15 protein-coding genes are annotated in these 14,769 nt (G+C 64.1%); 6 read left to right on the top strand and 9 right to left on the bottom strand.

The window, feature by feature from the left end; translation table 11 throughout:
* Nucleotides 1-61 precede the first annotated feature (61 nt).
* From LGN19_RS36120 to LGN19_RS36110, 3 genes are all read left to right on the top strand, one after another.
* Nucleotides 62-1,492 (top strand): aldehyde dehydrogenase family protein, encoded by a 1,431-nt coding sequence (locus LGN19_RS36120; RefSeq protein WP_413227268.1) that lies wholly within the window; start codon nucleotides 62-64, stop codon nucleotides 1,490-1,492.
* A gap of 40 nt (nucleotides 1,493-1,532) precedes the next feature.
* On the top strand, nucleotides 1,533-3,161 hold the full coding sequence (locus LGN19_RS36115; protein WP_226219880.1) for a GMC family oxidoreductase: 1,629 nt from the start codon (nucleotides 1,533-1,535) through the stop codon (nucleotides 3,159-3,161).
* Nucleotides 3,162-3,231: 70 nt separating this feature from the next.
* Nucleotides 3,232-3,516, top strand: a complete 285-nt coding sequence (locus tag LGN19_RS36110) for a transposase (RefSeq protein WP_174959858.1) — start codon at nucleotides 3,232-3,234, stop codon at nucleotides 3,514-3,516.
* 81 nt (nucleotides 3,517-3,597) lie between these two features.
* On the opposite strand, the gene LGN19_RS36105 is transcribed toward LGN19_RS36110, so the two are convergent.
* The 4 genes from LGN19_RS36105 to LGN19_RS36090 all read right to left on the bottom strand — a co-directional run bounded on the left by LGN19_RS36105 (nucleotide 3,598) and on the right by LGN19_RS36090 (nucleotide 6,765).
* The gene (locus LGN19_RS36105) at nucleotides 3,598-4,116 is read right to left on the bottom strand and encodes a hypothetical protein (protein WP_226219879.1); all 519 of its coding nucleotides are present in this window, start codon (nucleotides 4,114-4,116) and stop codon (nucleotides 3,598-3,600) included.
* 229 nt (nucleotides 4,117-4,345) lie between these two features.
* Nucleotides 4,346-4,801 carry a sodium:proline symporter gene (locus LGN19_RS36100; RefSeq protein WP_226219878.1) on the bottom strand — a complete coding sequence of 152 codons (456 nt, stop codon included), beginning with the start codon at nucleotides 4,799-4,801 and terminating at the stop codon, nucleotides 4,346-4,348.
* A 112-nt stretch (nucleotides 4,802-4,913) separates the two neighbouring features.
* A complete protein-coding gene (locus LGN19_RS36095; protein ID WP_226219877.1) occupies nucleotides 4,914-5,591 on the bottom strand; it encodes a nitroreductase in 678 nt (225 codons plus the stop codon).
* Between the two features lie 187 nt (nucleotides 5,592-5,778).
* Nucleotides 5,779-6,765 carry a LysR substrate-binding domain-containing protein gene (locus tag LGN19_RS36090; protein ID WP_226219876.1) on the bottom strand — a complete coding sequence of 329 codons (987 nt, stop codon included), beginning with the start codon at nucleotides 6,763-6,765 and terminating at the stop codon, nucleotides 5,779-5,781.
* Between the two features lie 57 nt (nucleotides 6,766-6,822).
* On the opposite strand from LGN19_RS36090, the gene LGN19_RS36085 reads away from it, so the two are divergent.
* From LGN19_RS36085 to LGN19_RS36075, 3 genes are all read left to right on the top strand, one after another.
* Nucleotides 6,823-7,722: a DMT family transporter gene (locus LGN19_RS36085; protein WP_174959850.1), complete on the top strand. Its 900-nt coding sequence runs from the start codon at nucleotides 6,823-6,825 to the stop codon at nucleotides 7,720-7,722.
* A gap of 630 nt (nucleotides 7,723-8,352) precedes the next feature.
* Nucleotides 8,353-9,507, top strand: coding sequence for a branched-chain amino acid ABC transporter substrate-binding protein (locus LGN19_RS36080; RefSeq protein WP_043183972.1), 1,155 nt, complete (start codon nucleotides 8,353-8,355; stop codon nucleotides 9,505-9,507).
* An 88-nt stretch (nucleotides 9,508-9,595) separates the two neighbouring features.
* Nucleotides 9,596-9,898: an XRE family transcriptional regulator gene (locus LGN19_RS36075; protein WP_122950192.1), complete on the top strand. Its 303-nt coding sequence runs from the start codon at nucleotides 9,596-9,598 to the stop codon at nucleotides 9,896-9,898.
* A gap of 218 nt (nucleotides 9,899-10,116) precedes the next feature.
* Here LGN19_RS36075 and LGN19_RS36070 read toward each other — a convergent pair whose 3' ends face one another.
* The 5 genes from LGN19_RS36070 to LGN19_RS36050 form a co-directional block, all read right to left on the bottom strand.
* Complete coding sequence (locus tag LGN19_RS36070) at nucleotides 10,117-11,052, bottom strand: choline ABC transporter substrate-binding protein (protein ID WP_413227267.1); 936 nt, start codon at nucleotides 11,050-11,052, stop codon at nucleotides 10,117-10,119.
* Between the two features lie 52 nt (nucleotides 11,053-11,104).
* Nucleotides 11,105-12,079, bottom strand: coding sequence for a GlxA family transcriptional regulator (locus tag LGN19_RS36065; RefSeq protein ID WP_226219874.1), 975 nt, complete (start codon nucleotides 12,077-12,079; stop codon nucleotides 11,105-11,107).
* Between the two features lie 80 nt (nucleotides 12,080-12,159).
* Complete coding sequence (gene gcvA / locus LGN19_RS36060) at nucleotides 12,160-13,053, bottom strand: transcriptional regulator GcvA (RefSeq protein ID WP_226219873.1); 894 nt, start codon at nucleotides 13,051-13,053, stop codon at nucleotides 12,160-12,162.
* 131 nt (nucleotides 13,054-13,184) lie between these two features.
* A complete protein-coding gene (locus tag LGN19_RS36055) occupies nucleotides 13,185-13,664 on the bottom strand; it encodes a thioesterase family protein (protein WP_226219872.1) in 480 nt (159 codons plus the stop codon).
* A 70-nt stretch (nucleotides 13,665-13,734) separates the two neighbouring features.
* Complete coding sequence (locus LGN19_RS36050) at nucleotides 13,735-14,736, bottom strand: 3-hydroxyacyl-CoA dehydrogenase NAD-binding domain-containing protein (protein WP_226219871.1); 1,002 nt, start codon at nucleotides 14,734-14,736, stop codon at nucleotides 13,735-13,737.
* Nucleotides 14,737-14,769 lie beyond the last annotated feature (33 nt).

Raw genomic sequence — 14,769 nt, 5'->3', positions numbered from 1 at the left:
CGACGCACGCCGATAACGAATATTTTCCATTCCAGCCAGGCAGCGAAGGAGACTCCCGATGATTCGGCGCTTCGATAAATTGTTCATCAATGGGGACTGGGTTACCCCGCATGGCAGCGATTTCAGCGCGGTCATCAATCCGGCTACCGAAGAAGTCATCGCCGAGATATGCAATGCAACCGCCGAAGATGTGGATAAAGCATTCCGCGCTGCCAGGCAAGCATTCGGCACATGGTCAAAAACCACATCCAGGGAGCGTCATGACTGGATAGTGAAAATCCACGATGCACTGGAAAGCCGTCGTGAGGATCTGGCAAACGCCATCTCGGCATCGATGGGTTGCCCGATCGACATGACACGGCAGATACAGACCTCCTGTATCGGTGCATTCCGGAATTTTGCCGCGCGCAGCGCGATGCTGGACGAGACGACGGAGGTCGACAATGTCGTGATCATCCGGGAGCCCGTCGGTGTATGCGTTCTCATTACCCCGTGGAACTATCCGCTGTTCCAGTTGCTGACCAAAGTCGGATCCGCGCTGGCCGCAGGATGTACGGTCGTGGTCAAAGAATCGTCGGTAACACCGCTGCAAGGCCTGATCCTGGCGGAGATTGTCGACTCGATCGGACTTCCCAAAGGCGTCTTCAACCTGTTGACCGGCCGGGGGAGCGTACTCGGCGACCTGATGGTCACCCACCCGGCCGCGGACATGGTGTCGTTCACCGGATCGACGGCCAATGGCGCCCGCATCCAGGAACTTGCCGCCCGGTCGATCAAGCGGGTCTGCCTGGAACTCGGCGGCAAGAGTCCGTTCATCATCACTGAAAGTGCAGATCTCGAGGCGGCAATCAGGTTCGGTGTCGAAGACGTGATGATCAACTCCGGCCAGACTTGCGTCTGCTTGTCGCGCATGCTGATTCCGACATCCAGGTACGAAGAGGCCGTAACCATCGCCAAGCGTATCGTCGAGCGCATCAGGATCGGCAACCCGGCGGATGAAACGACTTACATGGGCCCGATGAGCTCCCGATACCAGCGAGAGACCGTCATCGCGTACATCAACCAGGGGCTGAAGGAAGGCGCCAAATTGGTGACCGGCGGCCCCGATCTTCCCGAAGGCATCGACAAGGGGGCGTTTGTAAGACCGACGATCTTTCGCGACGTGCACAACAGGATGACGATCGCACAGGAAGAAATATTCGGACCGGTCATCTGCATGATTTCATACGACCGGATGGAGGATGCCATCTTCATGGCCAATGACACGCCTTACGGACTATCGTCGGCGGTCTGGTCCGGAACCGTTGCGGACGCAATCGACATTGCCAGGAAAATCAGGGCGGGCGCCTGCTCGATCAACGGCGGCGAATTCAGCTATGAAGCGCCCTTGGGCGGCTACAAGCAATCAGGCAACGGCCGCGAGTGTGGCGATTTCGGCATGCATGAATTCTTCGAACTGAAGAGTTTGCAACTGCCCGTGAACGCGCGTTGATCCTTGAATGAAACGTGATTCCCGATACACAGGGGGCGCCATGCTGAATATCGTTTCGGAGCCAGCGGCCGATGGCTACGATTATGTCGTCATCGGATCCGGATCCGCTGGAAGCACGATTGCCGGTCGATTGGCAGAAGACACATCGTTAAGCATCCTTCTGATCGAGGCGGGCGGATCCGATATCAATATCGGGATCGTCATGCCATGCGCGATGGGTCTGCCGTTGCTCAGCAACAAGACGAACTGGAAGCTGTTTTCGGATGACGGCCCGGGGCCCGTTTACGAGCCGCGAGGCCGCGTGCTGGGCGGGTCGTCATCGGTTAACGGCATGAACTGGATGCGCGGCAACGCCGAGGACTACGATACCTGGTCCGATTTCGGCGTGACAGGGTGGGATTACAAGAACGTTCTCCCCTTCTTCAAAAAAATGGAAACATTCGAAGATGGCGAGAGTCCCTGGCGAGGCGGGAGCGGCCCGATCAAGGTCGAGAGAGCACCCTGCAGAAACCGGCTGTTCGAGGCATTCCTCGAGGCTGGGCAGCAAGCCGGGCATGCGCTGAATCCGGATCAAAACGGCGAGCAGCAAGCAGGCATGCATCGAATCCAGCGCAACATCTGCGATGGCCGGCGCATCAGCGCTTCTTATGCCTATCTGCGGCAAAAGCCCATGCGCAACCTCGATGTCATGTTGCATACCCGGGTGACGCGACTGCTGTTTTCGGGCACAACCTGTGTCGCCGTCCAGGCCACCCGCCAGGGCAGAAATCATCGTATCGCCGTAGGGCGCGAGGCAATTCTTTGTGCGGGCGCCTTGATGTCCCCGCACCTGCTGATGCTGTCGGGCATCGGCGATGCGGACGCGCTCCGCGACCATGGCATTACACCGGTAGTCCACCATCCGGAGGTCGGACGCGGCTTATCCGATCACACGGCGCTCGTCGTCGACTGGCATGTCAGGAACGAGCGCGATTCGATGGCCCGCGAGTTGTCCCTGCCGCGCCGTCCGCTGATCGGGGCGCAATGGATGCTGACACGTCGAGGCATTGGCGCTTCCAATCTCTTCGAAGCCGGCGCGATGATTTCCACCGACGGCTCCGGGCGACCGGATATTCAGATGGAGTGCGTGGCGTTTCGACCTTACTTCGGGCACGACGCAATACGCATCAATCCCGGATACCACTGCTCATTGAGTCTGCAGCGGCCCACGAGCACCGGCCGGGTATGGCTACGCTCCGCCGACCCACTGGCAACACCCGCGTTCAGCTTCAATTATCTGACTACCGACCATGACAAGAAGCTGGCGATCAAAGCGATCAAGTCCGTGCGAGAGATCATGAGCCAGCCTGCCATGGCCAAGCGCGTTCTGGGGGAGGCAGACGACGTTGCGCAAGCTCGCAGCGACGCGGAAATTCTGGCGTGGGCGAAAGCAACCGCGGAATCCAATTACCACCCGTCCTGCACCTTGCGCATGGGGACGGTGACGGATTCGGAGGGCAGGGTGTTTGGCGTCGAACGAGTCCGGGTAGTCGATGCTTCAATTTTTCCGACCATCCCATCCGCAAACCTCAATTCACCTGTAACCATGCTGGCGGAGAAGATTTCGGCGTCTATTCTCCGGCAAGCCGGTTCGGCGCAGCGCAAAGCGTTCTCGGTCGATACGGCCTGAGCGATACGCATTGCGCCCTTGAAAGACGTCGCTGATAGAAGAACCGGTATCTCGTGGAGCCTGAGCGAACATGAGCAAGCATGAATGCAACGCAGAACGGATCAACGCAATGCCCGACCACGCCGAGGTCGGCCCAACTGCCAACAAGCCCTATCGCAAGCATGGCATCGCCTACGACGGCCTCGATGCGTGGCGTGCCATGCCCGGCAGCAGGGATGCCGCTGAAGCACGACGTATCAAACAGCTGGAGGACGAGAACAATCGTCTGAAGTTGCTCGTTGCTGATCAGGCGCTCGATATCAAGCTGCTTTGGGAGGTCGTCCGCGGGAAGGTCGCGCAATCCGATGCAGACTGAACGCAGTACCGTTCGACGACTTGCGCGGGCGGCTCGATTAGCGGATGTCCGGGCGGCGGCCGATCTGCCCGGAATCCGCGCCTAATGGCGCCGCATGCCGCCACCGCCAAATCCACTCACACCGCCGAACTGATGCATGCCGCCGAATCCGTGGCCGCCGGCACCCACCGGAAACGCGCCATGGTGAAAACCGGCACCGACCGGCATGCCGAAGCGGCGATGCTCCATCCCGTTGAAATGGCCGACGTGATCGAAGTGGTGAAAATGGTGGAAGTGGTGGAACCGATCGACGAAGACGAAGCCCACACCCGCGCCGATGAAAAGCGGCGGCCCCCAGTACCACAGGTCCGCATACGGATAATCCACCGCCGGATACCACATGACGCTACCGTCGGGGCTCTGCACGAACTGCCATGTGCCATCGTCCTGCAGGCACGCACGCCCCACGATTTGCTGCTCCGTGCCGTCGATGTTCGCCTGCGCGACGACCGCACGGCAGTTCGTACTGGCGTCCGCCAGATCGTCGTACGTTTGCGCAAAGACCGCCGCGGAACAGCCGAGACAGACGATACCTATCCCGGATCTAAACCAGTTGCACATGATCGGCTCCTGCCTGATTGCCCCCGACCACTCGATCGCAGGCGCCGCTGGCGGCGCCCGGCTGACCGGATTGCTTGCACACGATTCATCACGCGGCGCTCACGTGCCGCCGCTTCATACAGGGTCTCCTGCCGGCTAAACGATGCAGCGCGCCTGCTTATTCCAGGGGTCTGGTGCGAATGATCGATGCGGACAACCCCGGCAATCGTTGTCGCGGTTGACGTCCGGCCTAGCGCCTCGCGATGCGATAGGCAGCCGCTGCCGTGATCCCGAATGCCAGATGGGCCACCAGCGTGATCGCGCCGCGAGCCGGGATGAACCACGGGAAGATCGTGGTAAAGGCGTACAGGTTGACGCCGTACAGGATGAGGCCGAACACGCCGCCGGCGAGTAGCGCGGCTGCGAGCGACATAGTGCGAATCACTTTCGCCAGCACGGCCGCATAGACCAGCGACAGCGCCAGATGCACGAGGGTCGCCACCGCCATGACCCACGGATCGAAGCCGCCGGACCCGCCGAGCACGCGGCGCCCCATCACGATGGCCGCCGTGAGGCGCGTGTCTCGCAACAGGTTCCCGATGGCGTCGTCACCGACGATCGGCCAGAGCAGCAATTCGACGACGGTCGAGCCGACCGCCGCGCCGAACGCGGCCCAGAGCACCGGGACGAGACGGGCTCGCTTCAATGGGCGCTCCCATCGCAACCGGCCGATGCGTCGAAGCGGCGCGCGCCCCACCCGCGCCGGCGCCGGTCGACCAACGTGTGCCCGCGATACCGAACCGGGCGGCCACGCAAAATTACGACGCCCCTTCGCAGTCCGACCAGTACGCGAACGGATCGCGATGTTTCGGATAATTCTCGTCCAGCCACTTCAGCAACGTCGCCCGCGCATTGTCCATGTCGGCTTTCAGCGACGAGGTCGTCAGTTCGTGCACTTCGACGGATTTTTCGCGATCGACCACGAAGCAGTTCCAGTCGGGGCCGTCGAGATCCGGATCGTCCGACGCCTTCGACGACTTGCCCCAGCCGAACCCCTTGCGTGCGTCGATGTAGTACCGCGGATGCACTTTCAGATACGACATCTCGCCGCCCTGCAGGCTGCTCTCCGCGCGCAGCACGTCGTGTCCGTCGACGATCTGCGTGACTTCCGGAAGCCGGCGCGCGCGCCATCCGGCGGGCAGCGTCGCGATGGCCTTGACGCTGTCGTACATCCCCCACTCCAGTCCCCAGGCTTCGGCCATGCGCTTCATGAATGCGTTCGCATTCGGATAGCCGCGCAACTGAATCCGGGTCGACAGCGTGACTTCGACACCGCCGCGCCCACCCGAACCCGCTGACGCTTCATCTCCCGCCGCTTCGAACGGATTGAACGGATTGCCGGGACGTGACGCACGCGTCTCGTCCGCGGGCGCCATGCCCGAAAACAGCTGGTCGAGCGCCGCACGCGCTTTCGACGACTTGTCTGGCTTGTTCATTGTTGACCTCGCTTGCATCCGCACGGATGCATACCTTTTCGATTCTCGTTCATCTCTCCACCTCATCGTTTTTCGCGGTCGCATTGTCGTCGATCCGGCGGCCCGAGCCTAGTGCCGTGTATCGCACAACGCTTTCTCGGCCCCCACGAGCGTATCGTGGCGGGCCGTCACGATACACCGGCCAGGGCTAGCGGCCTTCGCCCACCGCCGCCCGCATCCGTTCCATCAACGCCAGCACCTCCGGCCGATTCTCCCCCTTCGCGTGCACAAAGTAATACCTGAGCACCGAATCGACCTCGTGCCGGCTCACGCGCACGAGGTCGCTGCGCTTGAGATAGGCGTCGGCGAGCGGCACGCGCGCCAGCGCCACGCCGAGCCCTGCCTCGGCCGCGGCCAGCACCAGGTTGTAATCCTCGAAACGGCGATCCTGCGCGCGCGGCTTGAACGGCACGCCCAATGCATCGAACCACGTGCGCCAGCCTGTCACGTCGGAATCGTGCAGCAACGGCAGGTCGAGCAGCGCGGCATCGCCGCGCCGGCGGCGCTCCGTGGCCAGTTGCGCGGCGAGCCGCGGATGCGCGACCGGATAAAGCCGCTCCGGCATGAACGCACGGGTTTCGAGCTGACGCCAGTTGCCGCGCCCGTAGCGAATCGACAGATCCGCTTCGCCGCCGGCGATATCCACGTTGCGAAGCTCGATGCCGAGCTCGATCCGCAACGCAGGCGCCTCACTCTCGAGCGCGTGCTGGCGCTCGAGCAGCCAGAGCTGCGCGAAGGCCGGCACCACGCTCATCCTGACCAGCCGCGGCGTACGCGGCGAGCGCCACTGATCGGCCGCACTGTCGATGATCGCGAACGCCTGCTCGATCCGGCCGACGAAGCGCTGCCCGTCCGGCGTGAGGCGCACGCCGCGCGCATGACGTTCGAACAACCGCAGGCCGAGCCAGTTTTCAACGGCGGCCACCCGCCGGCTGATCGCGCCGTGCGTCACGCCGGAGACGTCGGCCGCAGCCAGGAACGAACCCTCGCGCGCGACCGTGCACACCGTCTCCAGGCTCGCGAGCGGCGGCCGCGAACCCGGCACCGGCGCGGCGGCCGGCGACGCCGCTGGCGCGCGCTTCGCGCGGGTTGAAGCGCCGGCCGGCCGCCGGCCCGAGCTGTGAATCATGGTCATATCCGCGTGCTGATCTGTGCGCTAGCTTAGCATCTCGCCACATCGCATCATTGCCGCATGAACACGCTCTCCACCCCGTCGTCGCGCCATGCGCGGCAGCCGCTGATCGCGGCCGGCGCGGTCGCTTTCACGATCGTTTCGTGGGCGTCCGCTTTCCCCTTCATCCGGATCGGCCTGCATGGCCTGACCCCGCTGCAACTCGCGGCGGCGCGCTTCGCCACCGCGGCCGTGCTGATCATTGCGTGGCTGATCGCGCGGCGGCCGCGCGTGCCGACACGGGGCGACGCGCTACGCTTCCTGCTGTGCGGCTTTCTCGGCATCGCGCTCTATAACGCGCTGCTCAATACCGGCGAGCAGACCGTCTCGGCCGGCGCCGCAAGCTTCATCGTGAACACCCTGCCGATCTTCACGGCGCTGCTGGCCGCCGTGTTTCTCGGCGAGCGCTTCAATCGCTGGGGCTGGCTCGGCTCGCTGGTCAGCCTCGCCGGCATCGCGGTGATCGCGCGCGGACAGCCGGGCGGCCTCGTCCTCGGTGCGGGCAGCACGCTGATCCTCGGCGCCGCGTTGTGTTCGGCCAGCTATTTCGTGCTGCAGCGGCGGCTGATTCCGGTGTACGGCGCGCTGGCGTGCACCGCCTACACGCTGCTGGCCGGCGCGCTGCTGCTCACGCCGTGGCTGCCGGGCGCGCTCGTGGCGCTGGGCAACGGGTCGCGCGACACGACGCTGGCCGTCCTGATGCTCGGCATCTTCCCCGCCGCGCTGGGCTATGCGACCTGGACGTTCGCACTCGGCTACTTCGGCGCGGCACGCGCCGCCAACTTCCTCTATCTGACGCCGGCGGTCGCGACGGTCCTGTCGATGGCGCTCACGGGCGAGCGGCCCGGTATCGAGACGGTATGCGGCGGCCTGCTGGCGATTGCCGGCGTGATCTTCGTGGCGTTGCGCGGACGTTCCTAGGATCGCAGCCGCATCGACCGGAAATATCGACCCGGCGATCCGCCAGCGCGCCGGTCGGGACGCCCCCCGGCCTCTGCGAAACGGATTGTGTGGCGCGGGCGGTCGCCTTCGCGCCCGTTCGCCGAGACTGCCGGACTTGACCGTTAGTTGCGTTAGACGAGGGCATCGATCCCGATGAAGCATGGCCATGCCACCGGATGCGCAATCGAAATCGTCCAAACTGTGCAGACAAATCGACCGAACAGTTCCGGATTGACCGCACCTCAGTGTCCATGGCTTCGTCCCGGCCACCGGCCGAATAATGGATGCGGCCGTAAGGCCGTCGACAGCGAATCGCAGCCTGCGGCCTGCTGCGGCGCACGATTTCCGGCATCCTGCCCCTTCGAAATCCGGGCGCCGGCCGCGCCGCGACGCGATTCGCCGCAGCGCGCAAAATCGGCTTCATATATATTCACACGAATTGCACCGTATCAGGCCCCGATTCGCCCGCTCACCCGGGCGGCACGTCGAAGGCCAGGACACGATGCAAGTGAAGCCCATGATGGGTATGGAGACTCGTCCGATCGCCCCGACCTCGCCGTCGGCCGGTCGAGACGTCAATAGAAAGATCATTCAATTCGGAGATGGCAGATGGAACGAAGCACTGTCGGCATGCGCTGCAAACCCCTGATCACCGTTGCACTGGCTGCCGCCGCGTTCGCGGCCGCGTCGACCGCGATGGCCGACCAGGTCGTCAAGATCGGCAGCGTCGAACCGACGACGGGCGGCATCTCGCACCTCGGCAAGGACAACGAGAACGGCGCGCGCCTCGCGGTCGAGGAAATCAATGCGAAGGGGCTGACGATCGGCGGCAAGAAGATCACGCTGCAACTCGACGCGCAGGATGACGCGGCCGACCCGCGCCAGGCCACGCAGGTCGCGCAGAAGCTGGTCGACGACAAGGTCGTCGCCGTCATCGGCCACCTGAACTCGGGCACGTCGATCCCGGCCTCGAAGATCTACAGCGATGCGGGCATCGTGCAGATCTCGCCGTCGGCCACCAACCCGACCTACACGCAGCAAGGCTTCAAGACGACCTACCGCGTCGTCGCAACCGATGCGCAGCAAGGCCCGGCACTCGCGAGCTATGCGCAGTCGAAGGGCGTGAAGAGCGTCGCGGTGATCGACGATTCGACCGCATACGGCCAGGGCCTCGCGAACGAGTTCGAGAAGAAGGCGAAGGCGCTCGGCCTGAAGGTGCTGTCGCATGACGCGACCAACGACAAGGCCGTCGACTTCCGCGCGATTCTGACGAAGGTCAAGGGCGAGAACCCGGACGCGATCATGTACGGCGGCATGGACGCGACGGGCGGCCCGCTCGCGAAGCAGGCGAAGCAGCTCGGCCTGCGCGCGAAGATCCTGTCCGGCGACGGTGTGTGCACCGACTCGCTGGCCGAACTGGCCGGCCCGGCGGCCGACAACGTGCTGTGCTCGCAGGCCGGCGCTGCGCTCGAGAAGATGCCGGGCGGCGCGGACTTCCTCGCGAAGTACCAGAAGCGTTTCAACCAGGGCATCAAGTTCGATGCGCCGTTCGCGTATGACGCGGTCTACATCGCGGTCGACGCGATGAAGCGCGCGAACTCGACCGACCCGGCGAAGATCCTCGCGGCGATGCCGTCGACGAAGTACGAAGGCGTGATCGGCACGACGACGTTCGATTCGAAGGGCGACCTGACGCACGGGATCATCTCGATCTACGGCTACAAGAGCGGCAAGAAGACCTTCCTCGACCAGGTGAAGATGTAACCCGACGCGGCGCCGGCACGACGGGAACGCCACCCGTCGGCGCCGGCGCCGCGCGGGCCGATTTCTGATTCACGGAGACGAAAGCATCATGTGTGCAATGGCGTATGCGGAATTCCAACAGGAGTTGAAGAAAGCGCAGTTGACGGCGCGCGAGTTCGCCCGCCTGATCCGGATGAATGAAAGTTCGATCACGAACTATTCGAGCAAGGGCACGGTGCCCTCCCATCTCGCGGTGATCGCGAAACTGATCGGCACGATGGCCGCGCACGAGATCGATTTCCGGCGCGTGATCCGGCAGATGCGGATCGAACCGAAACGGCCGCGCGGCGGCGGCACGTTTCCCGCGGTGGAAAAATCACGTTCCGAAACGACCCGCGACGACGAGTCGTAAGCCACGGACATATTGTTCCGCGCCGATGGCCGTTGGCTGTCGCCAGCGCCAGGTAACCGCGGCGCTTCACCTGACGGCGTGTCGACGCAGCAAGCCCGGCACCGCCATTCGCGTCGATCGCGATCCTGCGACTACACCGTCGCACCCTGCCGCGCGGAAGACGCGAAATCGCCCCTCCGCGCCGCGCCGCACACTCGCATGCCTGCGTCGAATCGCGGCTAGTGCGCCGCGAGATACGCTTTCACCGCCGGTAGCGCCGGCTTGCCATCGAACGTCGTGACGCCGGCCAGCCACGCATCCAGCATCGACGTGTTCCTTTTCAGCCATTCCGCCGCTGCCTGATTCGGATCCTGATGGTTCATGATCGGAATCATCAAATGATTCTCGAGCGCGGTCGTGAAGTGCAGGTTTGACGCAAACTTCGCGACATTCGGGCACCGCGCCTCGTAATCCGGCGGCTCGACCGTGAACACCTTGGCCTCGCCATAGTTCGGGCCGAACACGTCATCGCCACCCGACAGGTAATTGATCCTGTATTGCGCATTCATCGGATGAGGCTCCCACGCCAGAAACACGATCCACTGCTTGTCGCGAACGGCCCGGTTGAGCTCGACGAGCATGCCCGCCTCGCTCGACTCGACCAGCTTGAACTTACCGATCCCGTCCTTGTTCTCCCGGATCATCTTGCCGATCAACTGGTTGCCGTCGTTCCCCGGTTCGATCCCGTAAATGCGGTTCTGCAGCTTGTCCGCATACTTCGGCAGATCCGCGAACGTCCTGAGCCCCGCCTGATACACGTAGTCCGGCACCGCCAGCGTGAATTTCGCGCCTTTCAGGTTCGGCTCGGGAAGGACCTTGATCGAGCCGCTCTTGACGAACGGCGCGATGATCGGGTCCATCGACGGCGACCAGTAGCCGAGGAAAATGTCGATCTGCTTGCTCTTGACCCCGGCAAACGTGATCGGCACCGATGCGATGGTCTTCGACGGGTTGTAGCCCAGCGCGGACAGCATCGTGGTGGCCAGCCCGGTCGTCGCCGCGATGTCGCTCCAGCCGACATCGGCCATTCGCACGTTTCTGCAGGCCGCCGGCTCGGCCGCGCCGGCGGAAGGTGCCGCCGCGGACATGCACAGCGCGGCGACCAGTGCCGCCATACCAGTTCGATTCATGGTGATACCTCGGGTTGCGTCGTTGAAATGATCGGGTTCAGGCCAGCGCACCGGCCGATTCGCGGGCCCGGCGTTCGTGACTCGGTGCGTGTCCGAAAAAAGTGCGAAAGGCCTTGCTGAAATGCGTGACGCTCTGGAATCCGCAGATCCTCGTGACGTTCGCGATCGACATGTTCGAGTAGCGGATCAATTTCCGCGCCTGCTTCAACCGGAGGCCGACGTAGTACTCGTGCGGCGTCACGTCCAGTGCTTCCCTGAAGACGCGCTGCAAGTGGCGCATCGATACGCCTGTCAACCGGGCCAGATCCGGCACGGTGAGCGGCTCCTCGATATTCGCCTCCATCAGCCGCACCGTCTCGATCAGTTCCTCGCGCGAAAAGCCCACGCGTGACGCGATCGGAATCGGCTGGGGATCGGACACGGCCCTGACGCGCTCGATCGAGAATTGCTCCGAGATGTGTCGAGCCATCGACGGGCCGAGATCCGACGCAATCAGGTGCAGCATCAGGTCCAGCGGTGCCGTGCCACCGGTGCAGGTGAGGCGGTCGCGGTCGATGGCGAAGAGTTCGTCGACGAAGCGGACGTCCGGAAACTCGGCATGCAGCCCGGACAGCACTTCCCAGTGAACCGCGCAGCGATACCCGTCGAGCAGGCCGCTGGCCATCAGCGCATAGGCCCCCGTGCACAGTCCGCCCACCGAGACCCCGCGCCCGGCCAGGGTCCGGAGCAGTCGTTTCGTCCCTTCGTCCACGGCGTCCCGTACGTCCCATCCGCCGCAGACGAACATCACGTCGGGCAAGCTCGCGGCGAGGTCCAGCGGGCACGCCGGCCCCGCGACGATGCCGTTGCTGGCGCGGATCGCCGTTTCGTCGACCGAGTAAATGGTCCAGTCGTAGCGGGTGAGGCCGAGCAGCTGGTTGGCCATTCGCAGTGCCTCGATCGCACTCGTCAGCGCAATCATCGAATACTTTTCCAATATCAGGAATCCGAAATGACTGAATGTCGATTTCATCGCATCGATCCTCTCAACCTCTATTCAACCGGCATCATGCCTGCCGGACGGCACCCGCTTACACCCGCCGCCGGCCGCCCCTATTGCGCGCATTGCCCGACGATCCAGTCGCAGAAGATCCGCGCCTCCGGGCTCAGCAAGGTATCGCTCGGGTGCAGCAGATAAAACCCGCGGCCGGTCCGCACCGAGGTCTCGATCGGCCGCACCAGCACCCCGGTCGCCAGCATGTCGTCGGCCAGATAACGCCACCCCATCGCGATGCCCTGCCCGCCCATCGCGGCCTGCAGGACCGCCGGATAGTTGTTGATGTAGAGATCCTGCCGCGGCTCGGTCAACGCGATGTCGTGATGCGCGAACCAGGTGGCCCAGTCCATCCAGTCCCAATGACGCGTCTCGAGATGGATCAGCGTCGCGCGCAGCAGATCCTGCGTGTGTTCCATCGGCGCGAGTCGGGCCAGATACGCCGGTGTGCACACCGGGAAGATCTCTTCCTCGAGCAGGAACCGCGCGTTGCAGGCCGGCCAGTAGCCGTCGCCGAACTGGATCGCCAGGTCCGCGCCTTCCCGGAGGTTTCGCGTGTCCTCGTCCGACGCATCGACGTGAATGATGATTTCCGGATGCTCGGCCCGGAACTTCGGCAGGCGCGGAATCAGCCAGTGCGATGCGATCGCCAGATCCGCCGACACCGTGACCGTCGACGTGGAAGCCTGCACGCGCAACTCGTAGGCGGCGGCCGCGAGCAGATCCAGCGCCGCATTGACGGTCCGCTGAAACTTCCGCCCGCCGTCGGTGAGCGATACGGCCTTGTGTGACCGCACGAACAACGCGCAGCCCAGCGTTTCCTCGAGCAGCCGAATCTGCCGGCTGATCGCGCTCTGGGTCACGCACAGTTCCTCGGCGGCACTCGTGAAACTTTCGTGCCGGGCCGCCGCCTCGAACGCGGTGAGATACGACAGCGGCGGGAGGTGCTTCAAGCGGCTAACCATGTCGGGGGCTTCTCTCGGGACGGAAGTCGGTCGTATTGCGGCGCGTCGAAGCGGGCGTGCCGCCGGACCGGCGCAACGCGCGTTGCCGCCTGAGCCGCGCAGGTTGATCGACGCGAACATCACTGCGCTTTCACCAGTGAAATGCCTCGACCCGCCTGCACCGGCCAGGGAGTATCTCGTTGCGCCGCGAGCAGCGCGTCGAGCCGCGCCAGGGTCTGCACGCGAAACGCCGTGCTGCGCCGATGCGTCATGTCCACGTGCAGCAAAAGGGCTTCCATCGTAGCAAAGTGTTCGGTGTCGATCGGGTGCCGCATGGTCAGGAAAACCCGACATTTCTTGCTGTCGTGCTCGAGCACGCGGGCCGTGACGACGAACGGCGCACCCGTGCCGATTTCCTTCAGGTAATGAACGACGGTCTGCAGCGTATAGACCGACACCCGCTCGCGGGACCTGAATGCGTCGTCCATCCCGATGCCGTCCAGCCAACGGTCGATCGACTCGCTGAACACGCGCACGTAGCACGCGTCGTTCATATGCCCGTTGTAGTCGATCCACTCCGCGCGTACCTGCCCTTCATGGACCACGAGTTCCGCGTGCATCTGGCGCCTTCCTTCGACGTGTCGTCAACGTATGCCGGGCAGCGGCGTCCTGCCCGGCGCCCGGCGGGTTTCATCGGGCCGCGACCTTGCGCTCGCCCACCACATCGATCGCGCGGGTCGGGTACGCCGCCTCCATGATCGCCTTGCTCGCTTCGACGATCTTGCGGTCGCGCTCCGCCGCCAGGTCATGGAATTGCCGGCCGTCTTCTTCCGCCTTCACGCCATCGACCAGCATCCGGATCGTCTCCGGATCGAGCGTCGGATGGCCGAGATCGTCCCACCAGCGATGGAACGACGGCGCAAAACGCTCGCAGAAGACGCCGAGCCCATGGCCGCCGCTGCCGAGGTTGAACAGCATGTGCGGCCCCATGACCGACCATCGCAGGCCCGGGCCGGCAGAGACGGCCTTGTCCACGTCGCCGACCGTCGCGACCCCTTCGACCACCAGATGAATCGCCTCCCGCCACAGTGCCGCCTGCAGCCGGTTCGCGACGTGGCCCGGCACTTCCTTGTTGACCCGGATCGTGATCTTTCCGCATGCGGCATAGAACTGCTCGGCGAGCTCCAGCACGCCGGGCTCGGTCTTCTCGTTGCCCAGCAGTTCGACCAGCGGAATCAGATGGGGCGGATTGAACGGGTGCCCGAGGATGAAACGGCCCGGGTTTTTCCAGCCCGCCTGCATTTCCTTTACCAGCAGGCCCGATGCGCTGGAACAGACGATCGCGCGAGGATCGAGATGATCCTCGATGCGCCGGTACAGCGCGTGCTTGACGTCGATCCGCTCGGGCACGCTTTCCTGCACGAACTGCGCGCGGGCCACGGCTTCCTCGGGTGTCGCCGCGAAGCGCAGCCGTCCCGGATCGCCCCGCCGGGCCAACCCCAGCCGCTCCAGGCTCGGCCACGCGTGACGCACATAGTCGCGAACGAACGCCTCGCCTTCCGGCGAAGGATCGTATACGTCGACCTCCAGCCCGGCCGCCAGAAACAGCGCGGTCCAGCTTGCGCCGATCGTGCCGGCGCCGAGAATGCCAACGACTTCGATGCCATGAGGCATGTCATGCAGCGTGCTCATCGTGCTCTTCCATCCAGAATTCGAGTATCGGGA

The sequence above is a fragment of the Burkholderia sp. AU30198 genome, assembly GCF_020419825.1.
GTDB lineage: Bacteria > Pseudomonadota > Gammaproteobacteria > Burkholderiales > Burkholderiaceae > Burkholderia.
This window is presented reverse-complemented; position numbering and strand designations above follow the sequence as displayed.